Here is a 25156-nt window from a genome sequence, read left to right on the forward strand (position 1 = left end):
CCGTGGCACCAGTTGCACCGGTGGCGCCTGTTGAAAACGGCATGACATCTCCCCTTCGTGCCAATCAAGATTTACGAATTCCGGCTTCCTCCAGGGCTTTTGCCCATCGCTTACCGGTATCAAATTGTGCGGCAGGATGCGTGCTGAGATAGCCACTAATGGTCAGGTTCGGCTCGCGTCGGGCCAACTCTCTTGCGGAGGCTTTCGCCTCTTCCATGCGCCCCAGACCATGCAGGGCGATGGTGCGAGTGCGTAGTGTAGAATTGTGCATGGGGTTGCGCTGGTAGGACCGCTCCGCCAGCGCAAGTGCTTCAACATAGCGCATCGCCGACAGTTCAGCCGTGGCTGACAGTGTGTCGAATAGATATGCCCCCGGATCCAGAGGGGACAGGATGCGCGACTGTCGCGTTTGAGCGACTGCCGGCTCATACGCACCCTGGATCGCATGCGATACGCCGGAAAATAGGCATCCATAGGCGTTGTTCGGATCAAGATCGAGCGCATGTTCGAACCGCTGCCGTGCGACATCGAAATTCTTCAGCACATTGCTTTCCAGAATCCCGTCCACAGAAAGCGAGAACGCGCAAGTCGGGTTCAATTCCAGCGCCCTCGCCGTGCAATCCTTGGCCCGCGTTGCGTCCAAACTGGCATTGTCGTGCCATCCCTGCGACAGACAAAGCACGTACCACAACCCAAGCCAGCTATGCACAACCGAGTTGCGCGGCGCCCGGCGGAGCAGCTCTTCTAAATACTTGCGTGATCTGGCACTGCTTGCGATGTCCTGCTTATGTAGAAGATACACAGCGGACATGAACAGATCATGGGAGTTGGTATCCGGGAGCGGCGTCGCGCTTGCCAAATCAAGCGAGGTGCGCAGCACTGATTTCGACACTGCGAGCGCGATTTCGGCGGCAACCGTAGATTCGCTTGCAAAGAATGCGTTCAGATCTCCCTTGAATTCGGAAGACCAGACAAAGTCACCCGTTGCCATTTCGATCAAGTCGACCGTCACGCGAAAGCTGTTCGCCTTGCACACAAGCGCACCCGAAACGACGTAGTCCACATTCAAAGCGTTCTTCAGAGTGTCCAAGTCCACATGTCGTGCGTTGATGCTGCGGCAGGAAAAATGCGATTTGATATTGGCGAAATGCGATTTCGAAAGTGTGCGCGCGACTTCTTCGGCCAGCATATCCCCGAGCAATCCGTGCTCGTTGCCTTTGTGAAGAGACAGAAAAGGCAACACGCCAAGCGCAGGAATAACTCGATCGACGGGGCGTGTGGCTACAGGTGGCAATGACGTAGGTGGTGCCAAGGTCTGGGCGAATACCGGGTTTTTGCGTTGATCGCGGAGCCAATCCTCGAACTCCGTCAGTCCGGTTAGATCGAGCCCTTCCAGAAAAAGGCCATCTGTTGGCAATCCGATCACCTCGACATGCTCAAGGTTGAGCTTGACGCAACTGCGATCACTGTCATCCAGCACATATGCGCAGGCCGGACCTAATGCGCCGCGTAGGCTGGATATGCACTGCCGAAGCGAGCTGTTGCCGCGTTCTTCATCGTAGGCAAGCGGCCAAAGCATTGAGCGCAAAAATGTGCGCGAGCGGCGGCCATCTGGCGCCTTAATCAATAGAGCAATCATTGCGCGCAATTTCTGGTTTTTGATGACCAGCCGTTTATTTTCAACCAACCAGGCATCAAAAGCGCCATAAAGGCGAACTGAGAATTTATAATCTGCCATCTATCTTCCTCAGCACGTAGCAACCGAGGGAACCTGTGGTGCCGTGAGGTATCGACGTTGCAGCGCAGGTCTTGAAAATGGTATTAGGCGTTGGATATTTGAGTCGTGGCATAAGTCTGTCGTGCAGTTATTGAATCTGGCTTTGAAGGTCTGTATGAAGTCCCCCATTGGCACACATCCTTCCCTAAATTACGTGCAAAGCTCCCCCAGGACCAAACCGGTCCGCATGCAAATTGTTAAGCGAGAAAAATAGATCTGTGAAGGAGCTTAACGTTTTATTCACGCTGATTTCACACGGCAGTCCTTCTGTTTTCAACGCATTTCCAGCACTCTGGGTGTAGCTGTTCGGAGGAAATGAAATGTCGGATATAGACGATACACGCCTCGCAACTGCCCGGCGAAAACTGAAAGGTCTACGGGACCTTAGCGACTTTTGCACAGAGTGGGACGCCCTGAGGTATCTCGTTTCCGAACAAGAACTACGCAATTCCAATTTGCCAAAAGAGGCATGTGAAGTTGTTCTCTTGATGACGCAGTTCACGGATAAGGCCGTGTTGCTACCAAAGTCTCATTCATCCATTTCGGATACTGAGTGCTAGGATCAGGACCCATTGATTTCCGCTTAGGAGCGTGATTCACGGTTCGAACGTCGAGCGGTGAACATGTCTGACCTATTCTGGCTGGTAGACGCGCAGATAGAGCGTCTTAATTCCTACTTCTCGAAGTCGCACGGCAAGCCGCGCGTTGATGACAGGCGCGTCCTTAGTGGGATTATCTTCATCAATCGCAATGATTTGCGGTGGGGCGATGCGTGGTTCTGCGACCCGCAAGCGCCGTACCAAAAGGCACGGTCGAGAACACGAACAACAGGCTGCGGAAGTACCTGCCCCGCTCAACCGAACCGCTGGCGCTGACAAATCGATATTTGAGGTCGATTTGCCACCGCCTCAATTCCACGCCGCGCAAATGCTTGGGCTATCACACCCCTGCTGAGATCTTCGAAGCCAAGCTGATGGAAATCCAGAACCGTCTGGAACAAACGACATATCAAGAACTGCACTTCACCGTGAGTTCACATATGCGGGATCAATGAAGTAGGGCGGCGCAGAAAACTGGTGCGAGCTGGAGATCCGCGTTGTAGCTCCACAACCGAACAGCGTAGAAAGTGTTTGGAGAAGCACGTCAGTAGGTCTATTAGTTTTTGGTAGCCGCAAATTGTATAATGTCTACATTTTTGAACGGGGCTGAGATGCGTAGGTGGAGATACGTCATTCTATTCGTGGCGATCAGTGTAGTTGCGTATGTCGTCTATACCTCGTTTCGTCCACCTTTAGGTATGGAGCCGCTCGGCGGCAATGAAGAGACAATCGCAAATATCGGCCTTTGGACCGCAGTAATCAGTGCTGTCGGGGCGTTCTTTAGCCTTCTAAAAGACGTTATCGGCCTATTCAACAAATCCGAGGACTAGCGATCCGCCTGACCGCACTCATCCTCTGCGCACTGTTGCAGCTTATGGCTACGTCGGCACCGGCCCAGCAGGCAGCGGACGTGCACAGAAATATCGACACCTCTCTGACTTGGTGGGACCGTGTCAACAACGAATATAAATGGCTACGAAACAGCCTAGGCAACAGGTACAGATTCGAACGTTCTATCGGCGTGGTTATCGCGATCGGCGATTATACCGGTGATTTCAAGCCCTTGTCTTCGCCCGCCAAGGACGCTGTGCGCATGCGTGATTTCCTTTTGAATGAGGCTGGTTTTGACGAAGTCCACGTCTTAATCGATGAAGACGCTAGTAGCGAGAATATACGGCATTTGATGGAAGATATCATCCCTGATCGCGTTACCGAGGATGATAGGCTGCTCCTTTATTGGTCTGGTCATGGAGGTTCTGGAAAGGATTCCAGAGACTACCCTTATGGCTTTCTTGCATTGCAAGACGCTTCGAAGGATGGAAAGCAGGGCTCGATTTATATGGATGAGGTGCGGCGATGGCTTAGGCGGATCGACGCGCGGCATGTCTTGTTCCTAATTGACGCATGCTACAGCGCGCGCGCGCTTCAAATGATGTCGAGCGGGGAAGATCCAGTTTGGGAGCAAATGGCTGCACCGGCGGAGCATATGCTGACATCGAGCGGCGGCCAGGATGTGTCCTACGGCTATACAGATGGATCCGGTGGTTTGTTTACCACAGCTTTTTTGCAAGCTGCTCGCGGTTCGGCCGACGCAAACAAGGACGGGCTGACAACGATCACCGAGATCGCCAGCTATCTGGAGCCGCAGCTCAGCAAAATGACACATTTGGGTTTCACTCAATCCCCGCAATTTGGCGCTATTGGCCTGGATACTGGTCGTTTCTTTTTCCTCAGCGGCCACAGCCCACCGGACAGTCAAGCTCCATCAGAGCCGAAACCAATCGAATCCTCAGGGTTTGACGCTTGCACCGCCGCAAACGCAGATTACGAGATCTTCGTCCGCGGCGCTCAGGATTGTTTGGAAGTGGAAATCTTCCTCGAAAACCACAAGGAGTCCAGCGATTGCACAGCGGTAAAAGCCGCCGAAAGACGCAAAGAGAGCTTGTGTGAATTCGCGGCTGCTGCGCCGCCTCGCGATCCTTGTTCCTCAGTGGTCCCGCCGGAAGGCATGCGCTGCTCTGTTGATCCGCAGGGCCGCGCGGTGTTCCAAGATATCGTCAGCGTGCCGCTCGCGACAATAAATACCGATCCCGTGACGCTTCGGGTTCAGACACATTACTCACCTGAAACCTCAAGCGGCAGGGCCGTTGCCCAATTTGCTGATGCGGTGAGCAGCAGGAGCGGAGGCAAAGTTAGTTTTGAAGTATTCTATTCCTCATCCGTCGTCAGATCGGTCGATACCTTCGATGCGGCAGCTACGGGCATCCTCGATTGCGATATGACCGGTGGCGGTTATCAAACCGGAAAAGACCCGGCTTTTTGGCTAGTAGGTGACATCTACGGAGGGTACGAAACGCCAGAGCAACAGATCAAATGGTTGAATTTCGGCGATGCCGAGGAAATAGTGCAAGAGCTCTACTCGAAGTATGGTATGCACTTCGTTGGCTGGTGGATTGCGGGCCCAGAGTCCCTAACAGCGTCGACGCCGATCAGGGGTCTAGAGGACGTCAAAGGGCTGAAGATCCGCACGCCTCCCGGCGTACTGTCTAGAGCTTGGCAACGGCTGGGCGCGAGCCCTATCGTCATGGATTTCACCGAGATATTCACCGCGCTTGAGACTGGCATTCTGGACGGTGCTGATGCCTCAAATCTTGTAAATAACGTTGGCTTGGGGCTCTACGACATCTCACGCCACACCGCCTATCCGGGCTTCCATTCCATGCCGTCGGATCATCTGGCCTGCAACAAAGACATGTGGGATGGACTTCCAGTGGTGGTTCAGAATCTGATTGGAGAAGAGCTTCGGGCGATGGCAGCGGATTTGGCCGCCAGTACGCGGATCGAAAACGATGAAGCGGCGAGAGAAGTACGCGATCAAGGCGTAAGCATCTACGTCTGGTCGCGGCAGGACCGCATGACTTTTCGCCAGGCCGCGCTCGACGAATTCGAGGCGACGCTTGTGTCAAACAGTCTTGGCCAAAGATTACTGAGAAGTCATCGGCAGTACATGGGTCAGATCGGTTTACTGAATTAGCGCCCGTTTTTTTTGTGTGTCAGAGGCCCCTTCAAAATACACCTTAAACACGAACCCTCAATCAATTGAACATAATGAACCCCATGGTTGTGCGGAGTGCGTTGTTCGGCTGACCAACAGCAGCCATTGGAGCAAAGTGCAGCGAATTCACGCTTTGTCCCGCACATCCGCCCTTGCCGTTTAAGTCAGGTGCCGCGCGCGGGCGCCGCGTTCGATGGCGGCGGCGTGCAGGCGGTCGAGGTTCAGCTCGTAGCGGATTTCCTCCAGCAGGCGCAGTTCCGCCTCGTCAAGTGTCCCGTCCGCCGCCGCGACATCGCAGGCCAGCGCGTAGGCCGTCTCGAAAAGCCGTTCGGGCAGGCTCTCGCGGATCAGGCCGAAAAGGGCATCAAGCCCGTCCTCCTGCTCGAAGAGGTCGAAAACTGTCTGGCTGATCGTGCCAAGCCGGTCTTCGTCATATCCGGCGAAGATCGGCAGCATCTGCACCGCAGACTGTATCTTAACGAGTTCGGCGGTGCGGATGTCCTCATCGGACGCGGAAACGGCGATCATGAGGGCGACAAGGCTGTCTTGCGCGGAAAGCGCGTGGGCGGGATCATCAGGCACAGGCTTGGTCTTTCACTGGGTTCAATTGGGCCAGATTATTGACGCCAATGCTGCAACGCAATAGGGACGGGCGAAACCGGCGCACGGGGCGCCTGGTAAAACGCTCAGGTGAGACATGTCCGAGATACGCGACGCCGCAATGACCAGCAAAGCATGGCCTTTCGAAGAAGCGCGCCGTATCCTCAAACGCTACGAGATGGCACCGCCCGAAAAGGGCCACGTCCTGTTCGAGACCGGCTACGGCCCGTCGGGCCTGCCCCATATCGGCACCTTCGGGGAAGTGCTGCGGACAACGATGGTGCGTCGCGCGTTCGAGCAGATTTCGGATATTCCCACGCGGCTGATCTGTTTTTCCGACGATCTGGATGGCATGCGCAAGGTGCCCGGCAATGTGCCGCAGCCGGAAATGCTGGCCGAGCATATGCACAAGCCGCTGACCTCGGTGCCGGATCCGTTTGGCACACATGAAAGCTTTGGCCACCACAATAACGCCATGCTGCGCCGCTTCCTCGATACCTTCGGGTTCGACTACGAATTCTACTCGGCCCGCGAATTCTACCAAAGCGGCCAGTTCGACGACATCCTGCGCCGCGCGGTCGAACGGTATGATGACGTGATGAAGGTCATGCTGAAATCGCTGCGTGAAGAGCGCCGCCAGACCTATTCGATCTTCCTGCCGATCCATCCGGAGACAGGCCGCGTGCTGTACGTGCCGATGAAGGAGGTGAATGCCAGGGATCACACGGTAAAATTCGATGATGAGACGGGGCGCGAATGGACCCTGCCGGTCACCGGTGGCAATGTCAAACTGCAGTGGAAACCCGATTTCGGTGCCCGCTGGGCGGCGCTTGACGTCGATTTTGAAATGTACGGCAAGGAACACGCGACAAACACCGCGATCTACGACCGCATCTGCGAGATCCTCGGTGGCAGGAAGCCCGAGCACTTCAGCTACGAGCTGTTTCTGGACGAAAACGGGCAGAAAATTTCCAAGTCTTCCGGGAATGGTATTTCGATCGACCAATGGCTGACCTACGCCAGCACCGAAAGCCTGTCGTATTTCATGTACCAGAAACCGAAAACGGCGAAGCGGATGTATTTCGACGTGATCCCGAAGGCGGTCGACGAGTACCATCAGCAGCTGCGCGCCTATGAGACGCAGGATGTAGTTCAACGACTAAACAATCCCGTGTGGCATATCCATTCCGGCGATGTGCCAAAGTCTAACATGCTGGTGCCCTTCTCCATGCTGCTCAATCTGGCGAGCGTGTCCGCAGCTCAGGACAAATCGCATCTTTGGGGGTTCATTCAGCGCTACGCTCCTGAAACCAATGCGGAAAATAATCCGGACATGGATGCCGCGGCGGGCTTTGCGGTGCGCTATTACAATGATTTCGTGAAACCCAAGAAAACCTATCGCCGCGCGACCGGCCCCGAGCGGGACGCGCTCACCGACCTGCGGGATCAGCTCAAGGCGTACAACGGTCCGGTGGATGACGAGGCGTTGCAATCCATCGTATATGCCTGCGGCCGTGATCGTTTCGACCCGCTGCGCGGCTGGTTCACAGCACTCTACGAAGTATTGCTTGGCGCCAGCCAGGGCCCGCGTTTCGGCGGCTTCATTGCGCTTTACGGGATCAATGAGACCGTGGCGCTGATTGATCAGGCACTTGCGGGCGAGCTGGCGTCCGCGGGCTGACCCTCTTGCCGGATGGCGCGCGTGACTTACCCTATCTTCAGGCAATAGGGAGGCGCGCCATGCGCAACATGATTTTTGCACTTCTGGTCTGGCTTGGCCTCGGCGGCATGGTTCAGGCACAGCAAGCCGATATTCAGGCGACCATCGACAGCCAGTTCCAGGCTTTCAAGGCCGATGATTTCGAAACGGCCTTCGGATTTGCCAGCCCGACACTGCAACGCTTGTTCCAAACGCCGGAAAATTTTCGCAGCATGGTCACCCAAGGCTACCCGATGGTCTGGCGGCCGGGCGCGGTGCGCTATCTGGAACTGCGTGAACAGGGGGCGGCCTTCTGGCAGCGTGTGATGATCACCGACCAGCAGGGGCGCGTTCATATTCTCGATTACCGCATGCTCGAAACCGACGCCGGCTGGCGCATCAACGGGGTACAGATCCTCGACAGCTCCGATTTCAGCGCCTGACGGCACCGGCCCGGAACGGTGGCCCGGAACGGTGGGGTGAGCCCGTCTTAACTCTTCGCGCCTAGACCTGTGGCCTTCAACGGCTTGGCGAAGGGACATGTGAAACATGAACAAGGTGGTCACGGACGGCGTACAGTTGATGCCGATTGCCTTTGCGTCTGCGCTGGATGCCTATTCCAGCGAGGATGGCACGCCCGGCTCGGACAGCTATTCAGACGGCGATGGCACCGCGTCTATCGTGGTGGATGCCGATTTCGGCAGCTGTCTCGAAGTCATAAAAAAGCAGGGCACCCAGCGTATCCGGTACATGGGTGAGACGCCCCTGCTCCCCGGGTGTTACCTGCGCATTACCGCCCGCGTGAAAGCTCTGCGCGGGCCGCTGCCTGCCGTGCGTATCGCCGGGTTTGCAGGCGGCGCGGGTGGCGCAGCTGTTGGTGGTGTCGTGACAACCGGCACCGCGATCAGCCTCCCGGCGCATGATGCGGTCGTCGAGGTCTCGGCCATTGTCGGCGCGGGTGCCCGGCCCGGCGTGGACATGGTATGGGGTCCGGCGGCGCTTTACGGTCATTTCGGTCTGGATCTGACGGGGGCGAGTGGTGGTGTTATCCGCGTGGACGACCTGATCATCGAAGATGTGACATCCGCCTTTCTGCGCGACATTCTGGCGACGGTCGACGTGCGCGACTACGGCGCAGTGGGCGATGGGGTCACCGATGACAGCGCCGCCTTCAGGGCCGCAGATGCGGCGGCGCGGGGCCGACAGCTGCTTGTCAGCCGGGGCACGTACCATCTGGCCGGGGATATTGCGCTCGACGCGGATGTGCGGTTCGAAGGCACGGTCACGATGCCTGCAGATGCCGTGCTCTTGTTACGCCGGAACTTCAACCTGTCCTCCTACAGCGACGCCCTTGGCGACCATGAAACCGGCTTTATCAAGGGGGTTCAGGCCTTGTTGACGGCCTCTGACCCGCGCAGCTTCGATCTGTGCGGCCAGACTGTCGGGCTGACCCGACCCTTCGCGCCAGGCGATCCTGTGGGCGAAGGCCAACTGTCACCCGGGCGCCGCATCATCCGGAACGGGCGGCTGGAAGCGCGTGGCCACACAGCCTGGCACACCCGGACCGTCAGCATGCAGGCAAGGGTGTCGGCAACCGACCCGCAGACCCTCGCAGACGTCCCCGATCTTGTGGACATACCCCTTGGTGCGCTGGTTACGGGCCCGGGTGTTGCGCCAGAAACCTACGTTCGGGCCAGGAACCCGGCCAATTGCGAACTCACCCTCACTGCGCCGGTGGCGCCGACGACCGGATCGGCGGATTTCACCTTTAGCCGCTTTCAGTATATTCTGGATTTCAGCCGCCTGCGGCAGGTGACCGGTCTGGTCCTTCAGGATGTTGACCTGATGTGCCGGGGTGTCGCCAGCGGCATCATGCTGGCCCCCGCCGGTCACGCCTTCCAGGTGCGGGACTGCCATTTTATGGATCCACGCGACCGGGGTGTCACCTCTATCGGGGAGGGCTGCCACCAGATGCTGCTGGATCACTGTCAGATTGTCTCGGGCAGTGAGGCCGAGGTTATCGGGCTCAACACCAATGCCGGAGGGGTGCGGATTTGCAACTGCTTTGCCTCCGGCGTGCAGCGGTTCGGAGTTCTGGGCGGGGCGAATACTGTCCTGATGGGTAACCAGACCGCGCAGCCGGGCAATCCGCAGGACCTGTGGGTTTTCCGGCCGTCAGATACCTCCGGCACGCCGTGAAAGGCCGCGCGCCCGGGTACATGGCACAGGCAACGTGACACCCTGCCGGGTCAGAAATCCCGCCAGATGCCGAGCTTGAACTCGGTGTCGCCACCGCCATTGACCGGCACTTCCATCCCGATCTGCAGCGTGTATTTCCCCTTGCCCGGAAGGATGAGAACGGATGGCGCGAACTTGGTGAAAATGTCGGCGTTCTGGTGGGTCATGAAAACCTGCACCATGCCTTTCCAGTGGTCGTTGAACCCCAACCCGATCGTGCCATCCAGCTTGATGCGGGTTTCCAGCGTCGATCCGGGGATGTTGATACTGCTGTCCACCACGGCCCAGCCATAGCGCTCGCCGATCTTGATGCCACGACCCCATGACAGCCCGGCCTCGACCGCCGGGGCGATCACGGTGTTCTGCGATCGCGCGCCCAGCCCGGCATGCCACGCCCATTTGTGGGTCGCGTCCGGCGCGCTCAGCGGAAAGCGCAGAAAGACGATGCCGGAGCCGGATTGCTGCAGTGTCCGGTCAATGCCATAGAAGATGTCAGCGCCGATGGTGAGGTTGTCGCGCAGCCCGTACTCCAGATAGGCGCTGCCCGCCGTGTCTTTTTCGCGGGTGACATTGAAAGAGCCCGCGGCGAACCCCTTGCCTTTCTCACGCAGCCACGGACCGGCCAGTGCCATCTGCACGCCCGCCAAAAGCAAAATTGTGGCCAGCGCAATTACCCGCGTCATAGCAGCTCTCCCGCGCTGCATCATGGTTAACGAAAGTTAACAATTGGTTACACGCCGGCGGGCAACGCGCACCGACGGAACGCGGCAACGGGCTCCGCGGCACCCTTGAGAGAGACCGAAACAGCGCGATCTCCCAAGAGCGCGGTTGCGGTGCCGTTGAACTGCAAGCCGTCGAGCACATTGCCGAAGCCGGTATCCGTGACGGTCACCGCCCTGTCGTCGTCGCTCAGCCGGTGGCGGTCGGTGGACAGGGTCCTGCCTGCGGGGCCGGTAAAGCGCAGCCCGAATACATCGGCCTCGGGCCATCTGGTGGGGAGGGTGAGGGTGATCGAATAGAGCGGGCGGGTGGGGTCGAATGTCAGCACAACCTCGACACTCGCCTCGGCATGGGTGAGGCGACAGGGAAAGCCCGGCGTGAATTCCCAGGCCTGGGAAGGGGTCGCACCGCAGAGAAAAGCAAGGATCATACGCATGGCGTTCAAAGATAGCGTGCCCAGTCGGAATGGCGAGCGGGCCGGCGGCATCGGCAGAATTCCGACAGATCATCGCCTCATGATACAGATCGACGCAGCACCCGGTGAAAACCGGTCGGCGCGCACCTATATCACGGAAACAATCAATCTATGAGGAGAAAAACACATGCAATGCCCCGTCGATGGAACCACCTTGGTGATTACAGACCGCAGCGGGGTCGAGATTGATTATTGCCCGCAATGCCGGGGCGTCTGGCTGGACCGGGGCGAGTTGGACAAGATCATTGACCGCAGCGCCGGAGCGGCCCCTCCGCCACCGCCGCAACAGCACGGCCATGACGACCGCGGGGGCTACAAGAAGAAAAAGCGCGGCAGTTTCCTCGAAGATATCTTCGATTTCTAGGCGATCCGGCTCATCAGGATCATCGACAGCAGCGCGCAGGTGATCCCGGCGTATTCCCTGAACATCAGCGCCTCGCCAAAGTAGACCGCACCCAGAACGGCGAGCGCGATAAGCGTCAGCATGGAGTAGGCGACACCGGCCTGCGCCAGCGTGACGTGCTGCATCGCGTAGAACCATAAAATTGCTGAGAACCCGTAGAGCACGATGCCCAGCATGACGTGTGCGGAGGTGACGGGCAGGCCGCTGTCGGCCGCCCATTTGATGGCGAAATCGCCGATGATGACAATGATGGCGGTGAAAAAGGCAAAGAAATAGCCAAAAGCAAATTGGGTCATTGGAAATACACTCTCAATCAATACACAAACTCTGAAATGCCGGGAGTGTAGCACAAAACCCGCTTCGGCGCATCATTGCGTGAATTTCGATGTCGTCTCGCGCCACTGAGATAAGCCGTGCTCCGCACGGCAGCGCCCGACCCTCCCCCCAGGGAGGGCGCTTCTCGCCCTCCTAGGGTCGGGCGCACCGTGAAGCTTTGATGCCCGCGAAAGAAGCCTCGTCAAATTGAAGCCGTCCTGATGCTGGCCGGGATATGAATGTAAAGACAGGGTTGATTTTCAAACGTTGCCGCGAAATAGTACCACGTATTTAGACAACGATTTTTGCTTTGGATACTTCAACGGAAATATTTCAAATAATTGCGGCTGCCGTAGCTGTGGTAGCAGTTGCAGTTTCTTTGCTTGGAGCATTTCGCTCCGGAGCAATAAAATCGCTGCGATTTGGCTCAATAGCAATAGAAGGCGCGATAACGCCGGAAGAGATTTCTAGGATAGAAACTGATCTAGAGTCATCTAAGCCTTTTGAAACAAAAGCTTTGTCAAGCTATTACAATCAAGCCTTGCAGCGAGCCAATGTCAGTTTTTGGTTTAGTCTAGTTTTCGCATCGGTTGGGTTCGGTGTAATTGTTTTCGCCTTTGCATCGCATTCATCTAGCGATTTGACTGCGACAGTTGTGAAAGTAGTTAGTGGTGTCATAATTGATGCCGTTTCTGTTTTATTCTTTGCGCAGTCAACCTCTTCGCAGAAGTCGATGAGTGAGTTCTTTGAGAAGCTCAGGCATGACCGGCTTAATGCCGAAGCTAGAGAAATGATTTGCGAAATTGAAGATGTATCGAAGCGAGATGAGGTGCGTACCCAACTTATCCTGAAGTACTCGGGTATAGACGTTGGCCAATAGGAGTCACCGCCCCCGCTTGCGCTTCACCCCGCCGCGCATCCCGCCGCGGCCCATGGTGCTGCGACCGGAGGCTTTCTGGGCATCTCCCACGGCTTTCTCCACCGCATATTGCCGCGCCATGGGGTCATCCGCGATCGCCAGATCAACCGCCTCCAACCGTTTGACCTCGTCGCGCAGGCGCGCAGCCTCTTCGAATTCGAGGTTCTCGGCGGCCTTGCGCATGTCGCTGCGCAGCCCGTCCAGCACCGCCTGCAGGTTGCCCCCGGCCAGCGGGTTGTCGATCTTGGCTGTGACCCGGCTCTGGTCGGTATCGCCCTTGTAGAGCCCGGCGAGAATATCCTCGACGTTCTTCTTCACCGTCGCGGGGGTGATGCCGTGCTCCGCGTTATAGGCGATCTGCTTGGCGCGGCGGCGGTTGGTCTCGGCCAGCGCGCGCTCCATCGAGCCGGTGATGCGGTCGGCGTACATGATCACCCGGCCGTCGGCGTTGCGTGCCGCGCGCCCGATGGTCTGGATCAGCGACGTCTCTGACCGCAGGAAGCCTTCTTTATCCGCGTCGAGGATCGCCACCAGCCCGCACTCGGGGATATCGAGACCTTCGCGCAGCAGGTTGATGCCGATGAGCACGTCGAAGGCACCCAGCCGCAGATCGCGCAGGATTTCGATGCGTTCGATGGTGTCGATGTCCGAATGCATGTAACGCACGCGGATGCCCTGTTCGTGCATGTATTCGGTCAGGTCCTCGGCCATGCGTTTGGTCAGCGTGGTGACCAGCGTGCGGTAACCGTCGGCGGCCACGCGGCGCACCTCGTCGAGCAGATCATCCACCTGCATCTCCACGGGGCGGATCTCCACCTCCGGGTCCAGCAGGCCGGTAGGGCGGATCACCTGTTCGGTGAAGACGCCGCCCGTCTGTTCAATCTCCCACGCGGCGGGCGTGGCGGAGACGAAAACCGATTGCGGGCGCATTGCGTCCCATTCCTCGAACTTGAGGGGGCGGTTGTCCATGCAGGACGGCAGGCGGAAGCCGTGCTCGGCCAGCGTGAACTTGCGCCGGTAGTCGCCCTTGTACATGCCGCCGATCTGCGGCACCGAGACGTGGGACTCGTCGGCGAAAACGATGGCGTGATCAGGGATGAACTCAAACAGCGTGGGCGGCGGCTCGCCCGGTGCGCGGCCGGTCAGATAGCGCGAGTAGTTCTCGATCCCGTTGCAGACGCCCGTCGCTTCCAGCATCTCCAGGTCGAAGTTGGTGCGCTGCTCCAGCCGCTGCGCTTCGAGCAGTTTGCCTTCGCTCACCAGCTGGTCGAGCCGGATCTTCAGCTCCTTCTTGATACCGATGATCGCCTGCTGCATCGTTGGCTTCGGTGTCACGTAGTGGCTGTTGGCATATACGCGGATTTGCTCGAATGTGTCGGTTTTCTCCCCGGTCAGCGGGTCGAATTCGGTGATGGATTCCAGTTCTTCGCCGAAAAAAGACAACTTCCAGGCGCGATCTTCTAGGTGGGCGGGAAAGATTTCCAGCGAATCTCCCCTGACGCGAAACGATCCCCGCTGGAAGGCCTGATCGTTGCGGCGGTATTGCTGCGCCACCAGATCGGCCATCACCTGCCGCTGATCGTACGTGTTGCCGACCTTCAGATCCTGCGTCATCGCGCCGTAGGTTTCCACCGAGCCGATGCCGTAGATGCAGGAGACCGAGGCGACGATGATCACATCATCGCGTTCCAGCAAGGCCCGGGTGGCGGAGTGGCGCATCCGGTCGATCTGTTCGTTGATCTGGGATTCTTTCTCGATATAGGTGTCCGACCGCGCGACATATGCCTCGGGCTGGTAGTAATCGTAGTAGCTGACGAAGTATTCTACGGCGTTCTCCGGGAAGAACCCCTTGAACTCGCCATAAAGCTGCGCGGCCAGCGTCTTGTTGGGCGCAAGGATGATCGCCGGGCGTTGTGTCTCTTCGATGACCTTGGCCATGGTGAAGGTCTTGCCGGTCCCCGTGGCCCCCAGCAGAACCTGATCGCGTTCGCCCGATGTGACGCCGTCTGTCAGTTCCCGGATCGCGGTGGGCTGGTCTCCCGCGGGTTCGAACTCCGTGACCAGAACGAATTGCTTGCCGCCTTCCAGTTTGGGACGGGCGCGGACATCCGGCGCGGGATTGGACAAAACGGGGGCGATGTCTGAAGAATCAGTCTGGGCGTAGGGCATGGGTTATCCTTGGAGAGTGCTTCCAAGGTGTCATGTTTTCCGCCGGGTTCAAGGGGCAGCGGAGGCCTGCTGCCAAAAAATGACAGGAGTGCGCGATCATCGCCCGCCCCTAATCCGGTGGCGGGACAGCCCCGGACCACCGTTTGACCCGCTGTGCGCTCAGGCGTGCCGGCGCCTGCGCCGTGCCAGCCCCAGCGCGCCAAGTGCCGACATCAGCAGAACCGCCCCTGCAGGCAGCGGCACCACGGCGAGCGCGGCTGTCGCTGTCAGCGTACTGTCATCCACGCCTATTCTGCCAAGCAGGGCATTGTCGACGCAGACGCCCTGGCTCACACTGCCGCTGGCAAACCCGACGGTGTCGCACCTCAGCCCGCCGGTCGATGTGAACCAGGTCTGGCCCTCGACCCCGCCGGAAAAGCCACCGGTCACAAACTGGCCGGTGCTCGTGTCGAAGTTCAGGTTGAACGTGCCCGCATGGGACCCCGCGCCATCCGTGAGGTAATTGCGCGCGCCCAGCGAAACACCGTCGCGCAGGACGGTGATGGTCAGGTTGTCGATGTCACTGGCGGTGATCACCCCGGTGCCCAGCAGCGCGTCGGAAAACGACAGGGAGCCGGTCAGCGCATAGCCGCCCGATCCGGTCCAATCAATATCATAGGTCGCGGCGGATGCGACCGTGGCAAAGGTGGTCATCCCGGCCAAGATGGCGGCGCATGTCGTCAGTCGCTTCATTCCCAAAATCTCCCAATTACAGGTTACTCAACCATAAGTTGCTTATGATTCCCTCATGAATAGAAAGACGGAGGTTCTCACAATCATACAGGGAATTATCGAAATCGGCGGGAGAGTGGCGGCAGCTTGCCTGCAGCGCGCAGTGACTAAGCGGGAATGCGCTAAATATGTGCACAACAATAAGAAATACGCCGCGGAAAAGAGGTCTTGCCCGCAGCGCATCAATTGCCGATAACCAATCATGTTTCTTACCTTATCGAGTTGACCGGAGAGTCTCATGCGCGCACGCATTTACCAGCCCGCGAAAACCGCCATGTCCTCGGGCATGGCAAAAACCCAATCCTGGGTGCTGGAATTCGCACCCGCCTCGGCGCGCGAAGTCGACCCGCTCATGGGCTGGACGTCATCGGACGACATGCAGTCGCAGGTCAGGTTGCGGTTCGAGACGAAGGAGGCCGCTGTCGAATACGCAGCGGAGAACGGCATCAATGCCGACGTGCAGGAACCCAAGAAGCGCAAACCGAATATCCGGCCGGGTGGCTATGGTGAGAATTTTGCAACCGGCCGCCGCGGTGCCTGGACGCACTGATGGCCTTTGACGTCGCGCGGGCGCTCGTGTCCGACCGCGCGATGCTGAACGCGCTGATCGACGCGGCGCGCGACATGGGGGTGCAGCGCCTTTTCCTTGAAACCGGATCCGGCCCCGAACACCACGCCGCACGCAAGCTCTATCAGAGCGCGGGCTTCACGATCTGTGCGCCCTTCGGGGACTACACCGTTGATCCGCTCAGCGTGTTCATGTCCCGCCCAGTCTGATCCGGCGGGGCGTGCCCCGTGTCGGGCGTGGCCATTACAACGTTGACAAACTTCAGGCAGCGCGCGACATACATCCCGCGTGCCCACGTAATTCAACTGGATAGAATATCCGACTTCTAATCGGGCTGTTGGGGGTTCGAGTCCTCCCGTGGGCGCCACTCTTTCTTTCCGACACGGCGCGACATTTTCAGGTCGCAGACATCGGCCGCTGCATACTCGCGGGCTGTCCCGACCCGGTGGCGCATTTTGCAGCCCAAGGCTTCGGTTAAATTCACGGCACCGGGGCACAAGATCGCCCCGGGGACCTGCCGAAACCGGCGCCCCGGGAATTTAACGTTGCAATTGCACCGGAACTTTTCGACTGTCGGACTAGAAAACCCCGTGCGCCGTGATCAACGGACAAGGTATTGGGACAAGCTGGAACATGAAGATTCATTTCACATCACTCCTCGTGGCGGGCGTGCTCGCCTTTGCATCCCCCCTGAGCGCGCAGCAAGGCCCGCCACCGGTCACCGTGGCCAACCCGGTGGTGAAGACCATTGTCGAGGATGACGAGTTCGTCGGCCGTTTCGAGGCGCGGGCCGACGTGATTATCCGGTCGCGCGTGTCGGGGTATCTGCAGGACGTGCAATTCACCGATGGCAGCCTCGTGGAGGCCGGGCAACTGCTGTTCACGATTGATCAGCGCCAGTTCCAGACAGCGCTCCGGCAGGCGCAATCGCAGATCGACATCGCCGAGGCCACCTATGATTTTGCGTCCGAACAGCTGGAGCGCGCGCAATCGCTGATCAGCAACGGCAACATCGCCCAGAGTGTTCTGGACGAGCGGCGCGAGGGCTACCTGTCGGCGCAGGGCGCGCTGGAGCAGGCGCGGGCGGCGCTGGAACTCGCACAGCTGGACCTGGAGTATTCCGAAATCCGCGCGCCCATGGCCGGGCGTATCGACCAGTCGCAGGTTGATCCGGGCAATCTTGTGCTGGCGAATGACACGATGCTGACGTCGATTGTCTCCTCCGATCCGATCTATTTCTACTTCGATATCGACGAGCGGTACTTCCTTGCCTATGCCCGCGACGCGCGGGCGCGCGGCGCCTCGCTGCAGGAAGGCGGCGGCGGGCTTGAGGTCCGGGTGTCGCTGTCAGACGAGTCCATACCGCCGCAGAACGGGGTGCTGGATTTCTCCGAGAACCGCATAGATCAGGCAACCGGCACCATGCGTGTCCGGGCGATTCTGGACAATCCGGACGAATTGCTGACACCGGGTCTCTTTGGCCGGGTGAACGTGCCCGGGTCGCTGCCCTACGATGGGGTGCTGATCCCGGATTCGGCGCTGGTGGCGGATCAGAACCGCCGCCTCGTGATGTCGGTTGATGGCGCGGGCAACGTGATCCCGCTGGAAGTGCGACCGGGGCCGAGGATTGACGGATACCGGGTTATTCGCGAAGGGCTGGACGGGTCCGAAACCATCGTGATCGAAGGGGTTGTGCGCGCCCGGCCCGGCAGTGTCGTGACGCCGGAGAAGGTCGATCTGCCGCTGATCGCGGAAAACTGAGATGGGTCGGTTTTTTGTCGACCGGCCGGTCTTTGCCATTGTCATCTCGATCCTGCTGACCATTGTCGCTCTGATTTCCTACTCCCAGCTGCCGGTGGAGCAGTATCCGCAGATCGCGCCACCGTCGATCGTCGTGCGCGCTAACTACCCCGGTGCGGATGCCGCCACGGTGGCGGCAACGGTCGCCACCCCGCTGGAACAGGAAATCAACGGTGTCGAGGACATGTTGTACATTTCCTCCTATTCCACGGCGGACGGCTCGATGAGCCTGTCGATCACCTTCGAGTTGGGAACGGACCTCGATGCCGCACAGGTGCTGGTGCAGAACCGCGTTGCCATTGCCGAGCCGCGTTTGCCGCAGGAGGTGCGCAACCTCGGTGTGACCACCACCAAATCCTCGCCCGACCTGATGATGGTCGTACACATGCTCTCGCCCGATGAAAGCTTCGACCAGCTCTACGTGTCCAACTACGCGCGGTCGCGGGTGCGTGACCAGCTGGTCCGGCTGGACGGTGTCGGTGATCTGATCATCTTCGGGGAGCGGGAGTTCTCCGCAAGGGTCTGGCTGGATCCGGACAGGCTCGCCTCGCTCGGGCTGACAGCAGGCGATGTGGTGGATGCGCTGCGCGAACAGAACGTGCAGGTGTCCGGCGGCTCCCTCGGCGCGCCGCCGAACAACGGTCAAAGCGCCTTCCAGGTCGCGGTCACGACCCAGGGGCGCCTGCAGACGCCCCGCGAATTCGGCCGGGTGATCGTGAAAGCCTCCGACGAGGGGCGCGTGGTGCGGGTGCGGGATGTGGCGCGGGTGGAAATCGGCGCGCGGTCCTACGTCACCAACTCCTATCTCAACAACAAACCGGCGGTAGCGCTTGGCGTGTTCCAGCGCCCCGGGTCGAACGCCCTTGCCTCGGCTGATGAAATCATCGCCACGATGGAAGAGCTGTCGGAGGATTTTCCCGCGGGCCTCGAATACCAGGTTGTCTATAATCCCACCGAATTCATCGAATCCTCGGTCAACGCCGTTTACGAAACCCTGTTCGAGGCGATCTTACTTGTCGTCATCGTGATCATTGTCTTCCTGCAAAGCTGGCGGTCCGCCGTCATTCCGCTGCTGGCCATCCCGGTGTCGCTGATCGGCACCTTCGCGGTCATGCTGGCGCTGGGATACACGCTCAACCTGCTCACGCTGTTCGGCCTGATCCTGGCCATTGGCATCGTGGTGGACGACGCGATTGTCGTGGTCGAAAACGTCGAACGCAACATCGAAGACGGGATGGACCCGCGCAAGGCCTCGCGGCGCACCATGGACGAGGTGCAGAGCGCGATCATCGGGACCTCGCTGGTGCTCATTGCCGTCTTTGTGCCGGCGGCGCTGGTACCGGGCATCACCGGGCAGTTCTACAAGCAGTTCGCCGTCACGATCTCGGTGGCGACGGTGATCTCGACGGTCAATTCGCTCAGCCTCTCGCCCGCCATGGCCGCCGTGATGCTGAAGCCGAAATCCGACGCCCCCGGCAGGAACCCCATCGCAATCGTGACAGGCCCGTTTGCGCGCGGGTTCAACCGGGGCTTCGACGCCCTGACCCGCGGATATACCCGGGCAGTGACCTTCCTTGTCGGATCGACCGCCACGATTGCCGTCGCCTTCGTGGTGTTCTTCGGCCTTCTGGGGGCCACCTACTGGATCAGCCAGAAAGTCCCGACCGGCTTCATCCCCGACGCGGACCAGGGCTATGCCATCGTCGTCGTGCAATTGCCCGACGGGGCCTCGCTGGAACGCACGGACGAGGTGATCCGGCAGGCAACGGAGGTCGCCCTGGGCACGCCCGGCGTGACAAATGCGGTGGCTTTCGCCGGGTTCTCCGGGGCGACGTTCACCAATGCCTCCAACCAGGGCGTGATCTTCACCACCTTCGAAAGCTTCGAGGCGCGGGGGAAATCCGGGCTTGATGCCGGGGCCATCGTCGGCCAGCTCTTCGGGCGCATGCAGTCCCTGCGCGAGGCTTTCATCATCGCCATCGCACCGCCCGCCGTGCGCGGTGTCGGCAACGGCGGCGGCTTCAAGCTGCAACTGAAGGAAAACGAAAGCGCCGACATGTCGCGCGTGCTGGGCACCGCCTATGCGATCATGGGGGCCTCGCAGCAATCCGACAAGGTGCAGGGGGTTTTCACCACTTTCTCTGCCGGATCGCCACAGGTGTTCCTCGAAATCGACCGGGTGCGCGCGCAGATGCTGAACGTGCCCATCGGCTCGATCTTTGAAACCCTCGCGATCAACCTCGGCTCGTCCTACGTCAACGACTTCAACGCCTTCGGGCGGCTTTTCCAGGTCCGTGCGCAGGCAGACGAACAGTTCCGCCTCGAAGAAAAGGACATCTCGGCGCTGCGGGTGCGCTCGGTCACCGGGGCGCTGGTACCGTTGGGCACGCTTGTCTCGGTGGTGGAAACCGCGGGTCCGGCGCTGGTGCAGCGCTACAACCAGCAGGTCTCGGTGCCGGTGCAGGGTTCTGCCGCGCCGGGCGTGTCCACCGGGGATGCGCTGATCGCGATGGAAGAGCTTGCCGCCTCGCTGATGCCGCCGGGGCTTGATTTCGAATGGACGGAACTGGCCCTGCAGGAACGCGAACAGGGCAATACGGCGGCCTATATCTTTGCCTTCTCGATCCTCTTTGCCTTCCTGTTCCTTGCCGCGCTTTACGAAAGCTGGGCATTGCCGGTGGCGATCATCCTGATCGTGCCGCTGTCGGTTTTGGGCGCGCTTGCCGGTGTGATGTACCGCGCGATGGACAATAACATCCTGACGCAGGTGGGGTTGATCGTCCTCGTCGGGCTCGCCGCCAAGAACGCCATCATGATCGTGGAATTTGCCAAGCAGGCGCAGGAGGAGCGCGGGCTCGGCCCGGTCGACGCGGCAATCGAGGCCAGCCGGTTGCGATTGCGCCCGATCCTGATGACCGCCTTTGCCTTCATCCTCGGGGTGATCCCGCTGATGATTGCGACGGGTCCGGGGGCCGAGATGCGGCAGGCTCTGGGCACAGCCGTTTTCTTCGGGATGTCAGGCGTCACCTTTCTGGGTCTGTTCTTCACGCCGGTGTTCTATGTCGCGATCAGGCGGATGTTTCCGCTGAAACGCAAACCGCAGGCGGCGTAGGCATCACGGCTCCGCGCAGGCCTGCGCGGGTCACAGGCCCCGGCACACGGTTTCGGCGGTTTCGGCAAAGTTTTTCCACGCTTCCCAGAACCGCGCATTGCCCGGTGCATCCGACTGCCGGACGTCCTGCAACAGGCCGGGATCGCTGAAATACACGACGCTGCGCTTTTGTTGCTGTTGCGTGAGGGTGCGGTCGGCAACCGCCTGAATGCAGCCGCATCGGGCCCGCGTGGCGTTTGGCCGGTCGTGAACCAGGCAGGCGGTGCCGATGGGTCCGGAGGCAAAGCTTACCGGTATCGCCTGCGGGTCGCTGATGCCGGTATCGGCGGAGCGGCGGTCGGGTGCGGTGCCGCCACAGGCCAGCAGAAGAAGCAATCCGCCGGCCGCTGCACCTAACCTCACCATCACAGTCACCCCTTGCTCAACCTCACACCCCGGATTTATGTCTCAGGAACGGGCGGGTTTCAATGACGCAAGTATCCCCGCGCCCGGGACCGGGCGCGGGAGAAGGCAGGCCGTGACGCGTCAGAACTTCCAGCGCGCACCCAGCGCCATGACGTCGATGTCTTCAAGATTGGTGCCTGTCGAGTCAAAGGAAAGCGTCCGGTAGGTCGCGTAGATCTCAACGTTATGCCGGTCGAGACGCTGCACGATGCCGAGCCCGACGGAAGAGCTTTCCGACCCGGTGATGGCGAAATCATTGCCCTCGTACAGGTCCAGCGACACCGCCGTCGATCCGGCCGGGAACCAGTCCTGAATGTAGCCCAGCTTGACGTAGATAAAGTCGTCGTCGCCTTCCTGCTGGCGTCCTGTGGAAATGGCGGCGTTCAGACCGGTGGGCTCGTGCAGCATCGCAAGGGACCCGATGGCCAGTTCTTCGTCGCTGTCGATCCAGGAATAGCCCAGACGGGCATCCATCTTGATATCGCCAAAGTCCCGCGCGTACTTCAGGCCAAGATCGTAGAATTCGCGGTCGTCACCTTCACGCAGGACTTCCTCGCCCGCCGAGACACTGACGCCGAAGCCGCTGAAATCGGGGCTGTCGTAGCGCACGCGGAAGCGCCGTGCGCCGTCGAAGTTGCTGAAGGCATCGCCGATGTCCACCGCAGAGGGCGCGCCGCCCTGGGGCCGGAAGGCGATGTTGCCCGCCAGATCGCCGATCGCGGAATAGGCGATCACGGAGGTGCCGGAGAAATCTGCCTCCGAAAATCCGTCCGTTGCAGTGCTGCCCTGACCGAAGGAAAAGGCACCGATGCCGGGTGTGGTGTAGACCACTTCGACCTTGCGCAACTCCGTCCGCCGCCAGTCGAAGTCCAGCCCGGTGTCGTCAAGGGTCACCGAACTTGACCCCCTCAGGCCCAGGGCCGTCTCGAAATGGAACTTCAGCTTGCCTCCATTGGCCAGACCGCTCTCCCAGATTGCCCCGACGCGGGTATTGGAATTGTCGTTGTCGGTGATGAAGGACTCGCTCTGCGTGCCGTCATCCACGCTCCACAGGCCAAAGTTGAGCTGACCATAGAAATTGAAAGTCGAGTCCTGCGCGGCAGCCGTGTGCGGCAGGGCAAGCAGAACGCTGCTGGCGGCAGGGATGGCGAGGCGGGAGAGGGGGAGTTGTCTCATGAAAAGACCCTTTGTTGAGCTGATAAGGCTCATCCGAGCTATGCATTCCGCGATCACTTGCGACTGCACAAAACTGCACATGCCTTGTCAATTAATGCGCCCACTGTGGCCTCATACGTGTAGTGGTACAACCGTTGATTGAAAGGCCGTCGGCAGGCCCTGCCGGTGTTCCGCAGGATGTCCCGCCGCCCCGGGGACGGTCACGCGGCAGTGGCGATCAGCAGCCGGGCCTCGTGTTTGCGCAGGGTTGCATAGGCGGGGGGCCGGCCGATGAGCTCCGGGAAATCCCGCGTCACTTGCGCGCGCGCCATCGGCAGCAACGCATCCAGCGCCATGGCCCCCAGCGAGAAACTCTCGCTCCACATCCCCGCGCTGCGCAGAACCGCGTGATCCTCCAGCAGCAGGTGATGGTAGCCGATGGGCCCGCGCGTCACCCGCGTCACCCCCGTCAGACCCACAAGATGCCCCGCCGGAACCAGCACCTCGTCCTGCCCGAACAGCATCTCCGCCTGCCAGCCGGTGACCAGCAGCTTGTGCTGTTGCGAGACCAGCACGTCCGCGGTGTTGCCCATCGTTCCCGCCGCAATGTGAACCGGGGCGAAACTGGCCTGCCCCTGCACCGCCCGCCTGCCGGCCCACAGCACCCTCTGGGCACCGTGATCGCGGGTTACCACGGCCATGCCCGGGATCACCCGCTCCACCGGCATCGGCCCGTCGCAGGTGTCGATCACCGTGCCGGTGGCAAAACACACGGGCGTTGCATATTCGGTCTGCTGAAACGTCGGCCCTTCGAACGCGCTGGTCACCGTCAGCGGCACCCCGACCGGCGGGAACCCTCCCGGCCCGCCGATAAAGGCAAGCCCCTCTACCGTCGCGTAGGCCGGGCTGGAATTGTTCACGTTGAACCCGACAACCGTCCAGCTGTTGACCCCGTCGGTCAGCACCAGACCGTATTCCGCTTCGACCGCGGCGTTATCGGCAAAGGGGGTGCCATCGATGGTCTGCGCGCCGTTCAGCCGCTGGCTGCCATCGTTATCGCGGAAATCGAGGTCGTCGTCTTCGATGGACACCGGTTGCCACGCGCCGGAATTCAGCGTGATGGTCAGCCCGTCGAGATGCGAGCCGTCGCCCTGGCTCACCCCGTCCAGCTGCTCGCCGCCGCTGATGGTCAGGGCGCTTTCGCCCAGCACATATATGTCGTAAATCGCCAATCGGCATACCCGTTATCAAGACCTGCTGGCGCGAAGTGCCTTATAACTCTGGCCAAAATGCGTTTTTGCTGGGTTTGCGAGGGGCATTTTCGGGCCAAATCGCCTCAGTTTCTACCGGTGGTGGAGGCCGGGCACCCGCGCACCCCCGGCAGGCGGTGCGCTGCCGGATACCGGACCGCCGGGCAGGGGGCCCGCGATGTTCTAGGCGGTACGTCGCTTTCCATGCCGCGACCGGGCTGAAAACGCGGCCCCAAGCCCGAGCAGCGACAGCCCCAGCGCCCATCCTGCCGGTAGCGGTACGGGGGCAAGGCGGGTGGTGCCGCGGATCTCTCCGTCGGGCCCGGTCTCCACGAAGGAGAAGGCGCCATTGACGGCGATCTTGCTGTCCAGGGCCGGTGACACGCTGATCGACACGAAGGGTTGCAGCGGCAGGTCGCTTTCCGCAACCGGCGTCGCAAAGAACACCTCAAGCGACCCCGTCCCATCGGTCGCGAAACCGGTGGCGGGGCCGGAGAGGACCACGTTGTCGAATATGACCTCTCCCGGGGCCACGGCGAAGTTGGGGCTCAGCGCCACCGAGTCCAACCCGCCGATATCGTCAAGCGAGGTCGCCTGCGGGATCAGGAACCAGAAGTGGGTTCCCGCGATGCCGAAGCCCTGAATGATCGCCGCGCCCAGCGCGGCCGGGCTGCAAAAAACGAGACTGCATGAGAGTAACAAAGTGCTTAGTTTCATGGGACACTCCTGACTGGTTGGACCCCGCTCGAAACCTGATTTTTGTGCCCCAACCATACAATTTTTGCGTGATTCTGTCGAGGGACTGCGGAGAGTACCAGCTGCCAGCAGGCGGTACCTTGGTGCGCGCCATCAATTCGCCGCGTTTTGTGCGATGCACCGCGTCCGACCCGAGGGGGGTGAGGCCCGTCTCGGAAACTGTCCGGGAGACAGTTTCAGGGCCGAACGGGCGGCGCCGCGGGAGAGGTGCTTTGAAGCTGGCGCTGTCTTTCGCGCGGAGTACTGCGCCCGGACCGAGGGGTGGAAGCGAAGCGCCCGCATCAAGCCGCAGGCGAGCTTTCAGCACAACAGGGGCGGTTCGGGCGCTGCC

General features: G+C 60.2%; 22 protein-coding genes, 1 tRNA gene and 2 pseudogenes. 14 read left to right on the top strand and 11 right to left on the bottom strand.

Annotation, left to right across the window (positions count from 1 at the left end; translation table 11 throughout):
- Positions 1-64: 64 nt before the first annotated feature.
- On the bottom strand, positions 65-1738 hold the full coding sequence (locus tag KX928_RS04795; RefSeq protein ID WP_219499562.1) for a hypothetical protein: 1674 nt from the start codon (positions 1736-1738) through the stop codon (positions 65-67).
- A 662-nt stretch (positions 1739-2400) separates the two neighbouring features.
- Between KX928_RS04795 and KX928_RS04800 the strand changes: the two are divergent.
- The 3 genes and pseudogenes from KX928_RS04800 to dctP all read left to right on the top strand — a co-directional run.
- Positions 2401-2550: pseudogene (locus KX928_RS04800) on the top strand (IS5/IS1182 family transposase); the annotation flags it as partial.
- Positions 2545-2831 (top strand): annotated as a pseudogene (locus KX928_RS04805) (transposase); the annotation flags it as partial. The pseudogenes KX928_RS04800 and KX928_RS04805, both read left to right, overlap by 6 nt.
- A 419-nt stretch (positions 2832-3250) precedes the next feature.
- Positions 3251-5410 (top strand): TRAP transporter substrate-binding protein DctP, encoded by a 2160-nt coding sequence (gene dctP / locus KX928_RS04810; RefSeq protein ID WP_219499564.1) that lies wholly within the window; start codon positions 3251-3253, stop codon positions 5408-5410.
- Between the two features lie 180 nt (positions 5411-5590).
- On the opposite strand, the gene KX928_RS04815 is transcribed toward dctP, so the two are convergent.
- Positions 5591-6013, bottom strand: a complete 423-nt coding sequence (locus KX928_RS04815) for a tellurite resistance TerB family protein (protein WP_219499566.1) — start codon at positions 6011-6013, stop codon at positions 5591-5593.
- Between the two features lie 115 nt (positions 6014-6128).
- Here KX928_RS04815 and KX928_RS04820 point away from each other — a divergent pair, with 115 nt between their 5' ends.
- The 3 genes from KX928_RS04820 to KX928_RS04830 all read left to right on the top strand — a co-directional run bounded on the left by KX928_RS04820 (position 6129) and on the right by KX928_RS04830 (position 9929).
- Complete coding sequence (locus tag KX928_RS04820; RefSeq protein WP_219499567.1) at positions 6129-7712, top strand: lysine--tRNA ligase; 1584 nt, start codon at positions 6129-6131, stop codon at positions 7710-7712.
- Positions 7713-7771: 59 nt separating this feature from the next.
- Complete coding sequence (locus KX928_RS04825) at positions 7772-8173, top strand: DUF4864 domain-containing protein (RefSeq protein WP_219499568.1); 402 nt, start codon at positions 7772-7774, stop codon at positions 8171-8173.
- 106 nt (positions 8174-8279) lie between these two features.
- Entirely contained in the window at positions 8280-9929 is a 1650-nt protein-coding gene (locus tag KX928_RS04830) for a glycosyl hydrolase family 28-related protein (protein ID WP_219499569.1), read from the top strand.
- 50 nt (positions 9930-9979) lie between these two features.
- Here the strand turns inward: KX928_RS04830 and KX928_RS04835 are convergent, their stop codons facing one another.
- Together KX928_RS04835 and KX928_RS04840 are read right to left on the bottom strand one after the other, a co-directional pair.
- Positions 9980-10651, bottom strand: a complete 672-nt coding sequence (locus KX928_RS04835; RefSeq protein WP_257883515.1) for a hypothetical protein — start codon at positions 10649-10651, stop codon at positions 9980-9982.
- A 47-nt stretch (positions 10652-10698) separates the two neighbouring features.
- On the bottom strand, positions 10699-11124 hold the full coding sequence (locus KX928_RS04840) for a hypothetical protein (protein ID WP_219499570.1): 426 nt from the start codon (positions 11122-11124) through the stop codon (positions 10699-10701).
- Here KX928_RS04840 and KX928_RS04845 point away from each other — a divergent pair.
- Together KX928_RS04845 and KX928_RS04850 are read left to right on the top strand one after the other, a co-directional pair.
- Positions 11123-11278 (top strand): hypothetical protein, encoded by a 156-nt coding sequence (locus KX928_RS04845; protein WP_219499571.1) that lies wholly within the window; start codon positions 11123-11125, stop codon positions 11276-11278. The genes KX928_RS04840 and KX928_RS04845 overlap by 2 nt on opposite strands.
- 12 nt (positions 11279-11290) lie before the next feature.
- A complete protein-coding gene (locus KX928_RS04850) occupies positions 11291-11527 on the top strand; it encodes a TFIIB-type zinc ribbon-containing protein (RefSeq protein WP_219499573.1) in 237 nt (78 codons plus the stop codon).
- On the opposite strand, the gene KX928_RS04855 is transcribed toward KX928_RS04850, so the two are convergent.
- Entirely contained in the window at positions 11524-11862 is a 339-nt protein-coding gene (locus KX928_RS04855) for a hypothetical protein (protein WP_219499575.1), read from the bottom strand. The two genes, KX928_RS04850 and KX928_RS04855, sit on opposite strands and share 4 nt — an antisense overlap.
- 329 nt (positions 11863-12191) lie before the next feature.
- Between KX928_RS04855 and KX928_RS04860 the strand changes: the two genes are divergently transcribed.
- The gene (locus tag KX928_RS04860; RefSeq protein ID WP_219499577.1) at positions 12192-12761 is read left to right on the top strand and encodes a TRADD-N-associated membrane domain-containing protein; all 570 of its coding nucleotides are present in this window, start codon (positions 12192-12194) and stop codon (positions 12759-12761) included.
- Positions 12762-12764: 3 nt separating this feature from the next.
- On the opposite strand, the gene uvrB is transcribed toward KX928_RS04860, so the two are convergent.
- The gene (uvrB, locus tag KX928_RS04865; RefSeq protein ID WP_219499579.1) at positions 12765-14969 is read right to left on the bottom strand and encodes an excinuclease ABC subunit UvrB; all 2205 of its coding nucleotides are present in this window, start codon (positions 14967-14969) and stop codon (positions 12765-12767) included.
- A 159-nt stretch (positions 14970-15128) separates the two neighbouring features.
- Complete coding sequence (locus KX928_RS04870; protein WP_219499581.1) at positions 15129-15701, bottom strand: VPLPA-CTERM sorting domain-containing protein; 573 nt, start codon at positions 15699-15701, stop codon at positions 15129-15131.
- 277 nt (positions 15702-15978) lie between these two features.
- On the opposite strand from KX928_RS04870, the gene KX928_RS04875 reads away from it, so the two are divergent.
- The 5 genes from KX928_RS04875 to KX928_RS04895 all read left to right on the top strand — a co-directional run bounded on the left by KX928_RS04875 (position 15979) and on the right by KX928_RS04895 (position 21220).
- Positions 15979-16290 (top strand): ETC complex I subunit, encoded by a 312-nt coding sequence (locus KX928_RS04875; RefSeq protein ID WP_219499583.1) that lies wholly within the window; start codon positions 15979-15981, stop codon positions 16288-16290.
- Positions 16290-16517, top strand: a complete 228-nt coding sequence (locus tag KX928_RS04880; RefSeq protein WP_219499585.1) for a GNAT family N-acetyltransferase — start codon at positions 16290-16292, stop codon at positions 16515-16517. Before KX928_RS04875 ends, KX928_RS04880 begins: the two co-directional genes overlap by 1 nt.
- A gap of 81 nt (positions 16518-16598) precedes the next feature.
- A tRNA-Arg gene (locus tag KX928_RS04885) sits at positions 16599-16675 on the top strand.
- A gap of 266 nt (positions 16676-16941) precedes the next feature.
- Positions 16942-18069: an efflux RND transporter periplasmic adaptor subunit gene (locus tag KX928_RS04890; protein ID WP_219499586.1), complete on the top strand. Its 1128-nt coding sequence runs from the start codon at positions 16942-16944 to the stop codon at positions 18067-18069.
- A gap of 1 nt (position 18070) precedes the next feature.
- The gene (locus KX928_RS04895; protein ID WP_219499587.1) at positions 18071-21220 is read left to right on the top strand and encodes an efflux RND transporter permease subunit; all 3150 of its coding nucleotides are present in this window, start codon (positions 18071-18073) and stop codon (positions 21218-21220) included.
- A 30-nt stretch (positions 21221-21250) separates the two neighbouring features.
- Here the strand turns inward: KX928_RS04895 and KX928_RS04900 are convergent, their stop codons facing one another.
- From KX928_RS04900 to KX928_RS04915, 4 genes are all read right to left on the bottom strand, one after another.
- The gene (locus tag KX928_RS04900) at positions 21251-21625 is read right to left on the bottom strand and encodes a hypothetical protein (RefSeq protein WP_219500109.1); all 375 of its coding nucleotides are present in this window, start codon (positions 21623-21625) and stop codon (positions 21251-21253) included.
- 120 nt (positions 21626-21745) lie between these two features.
- Entirely contained in the window at positions 21746-22840 is a 1095-nt protein-coding gene (locus tag KX928_RS04905; protein ID WP_219499588.1) for a porin, read from the bottom strand.
- A gap of 200 nt (positions 22841-23040) precedes the next feature.
- Positions 23041-24051, bottom strand: coding sequence for a Hint domain-containing protein (locus KX928_RS04910; protein WP_219499589.1), 1011 nt, complete (start codon positions 24049-24051; stop codon positions 23041-23043).
- A gap of 201 nt (positions 24052-24252) precedes the next feature.
- Positions 24253-24786 (bottom strand): hypothetical protein, encoded by a 534-nt coding sequence (locus KX928_RS04915; RefSeq protein ID WP_219499590.1) that lies wholly within the window; start codon positions 24784-24786, stop codon positions 24253-24255.
- Positions 24787-25156: the final 370 nt, after the last annotated feature.

The sequence above is a fragment of the Roseobacter insulae genome (assembly GCF_019375555.1).
In the GTDB taxonomy this organism is placed as follows: Bacteria; Pseudomonadota; Alphaproteobacteria; order Rhodobacterales; family Rhodobacteraceae; genus Roseobacter; species Roseobacter insulae.